2 protein-coding genes are annotated in these 1,492 nt (G+C 66.1%); both read right to left on the minus strand.

Annotation, left to right across the window (positions count from 1 at the left end; genetic code table 11):
* Positions 1 to 36: 36 nt before the first annotated feature.
* A complete protein-coding gene (locus ACXJKL_RS20970; RefSeq protein WP_457208926.1) occupies positions 37 to 648 on the minus strand; it encodes an ATP-dependent Clp protease proteolytic subunit in 612 nt (203 codons plus the stop codon).
* Positions 649 to 652: 4 nt separating this feature from the next.
* Entirely contained in the window at positions 653 to 1,288 is a 636-nt protein-coding gene (locus ACXJKL_RS20975; RefSeq protein ID WP_457208927.1) for an ATP-dependent Clp protease proteolytic subunit, read from the minus strand.
* Positions 1,289 to 1,492: the final 204 nt, after the last annotated feature.

Genomic DNA, 1,492 nt, shown 5'->3' on the forward strand with positions numbered 1-1,492 from the left:
GGGGCCGGACACGAGGCATCGCCTCGACTGCTGTGGTCAGCTGGTGAGCGCGGGCGCGCCCTTGCGGGACTCGATCACCTGGTCGATGAGGCCGTACTCGACGGCCCCCTCCGCGGTCAGGATCTTGTCACGCTCGATGTCGGAGCTCACCTGCTCCAGGCTCTTGCCCGTGTGCTCGGCGATCATCTTCTCGAGCAGCTCGCGCATCCGGAGGATCTCGTTGGCCTGGATCTCGATGTCGGAGGTCTGGCCGAACGTGCCCTCGGTGTAGGGCTGGTGGATCAGGATCCGACTGTTGGGCAGGGCCAGACGCTTGCCCTTGGTGCCGGCCGCCAGCAGGATCGCCGCGGCCGAGGCGGCCTGCCCCAGGCACACGGTCTGCACGTCGGGCTTGATGAACTTCATGGTGTCGTAGATCGCCGTGAGGGCGGTGAACGAGCCACCGGGGCTGTTGATGTAGATGCTGATGTCCTGGTCGGGGTTCATCGTCTCCAGGCACATCAGCTGGGCGATGACCGCATTGGCCACGTCGTCGCTGATCGGCGTGCCGAGGTAGATGATGCGCTCCTCGAACAGCTTGGCGTAGGGGTCGATGCGTCGGAACCCGTAGGACGTGCGCTCTTCCCACTGCGGGATGTAGTAGTTCACGGTGTCAGTCCTTCTGGGTTGATCCGGACGGGGTTGATCCGGATTGGCGCGCGGGGCGGCCCTCGTCCGCGGCCTCACGGGCGTTGGTCACGACCTTGTCGACGAGGCCGTACTCCACGGCCTGGTCGGCGGTGAACCAGCGGTCGCGGTCCGCGTCGGCGATGACCTGCTCGACCGGCTGGCCGGTGTGCTGGGAGATCAGGTCGAGCAGCACCTTCTTGATGTGCAGCGACTGCTGGGCCTGGATCTTGATGTCGGAGGCCGAGCCTCCCATGCCGGAGGACGGCTGGTGCATCATGATGCGCGCGTGCGGCAGGGCGTAGCGCTTGCCCTTGGTGCCGGCGCACAGGAGGAACTGCCCCATGGAGGCGGCGAGGCCCATGCCGACCGTGGCCACGTCGTTGGGGATGTAGTTCATCGTGTCGTAGATCGCCATGCCGGCGTCCACGGAGCCACCGGGGCTGTTGATGTGCAGGAAGATGTCGGCCTCGGGGTCCTCGGCCGAGAGCAGCAGCAGCTGGGCGCAGATCGCGTTCGCGTTCTGGTCGCGCACCTCGGAACCGAGGAAGACGATCCGCTCGCGAAGCAGCCGCTGGTAGATGTGGTCGTCGAGTCCGTACATCGACCCGGCGCCGTTCATCTCGGGCGAGAGAGCTGGGCTGGAGTTCTGGTTCACGTGAGCGACAGTAGCCGGAAGGACGGACACTTCCACGCGATGACCGCCCCTGTTCGCCCACAGCGGATTCGACCACGCGGAGGCGCCGCGCCCGMGGGCGCGGCGGACGGGCTCAGGAGGAGTCTCTTAAACACAAAAGACGCTGCCCACCAATAAGCGAGTGTAGAT

Source organism: Nocardioides sp. P5_C9_2, assembly GCF_054049555.1.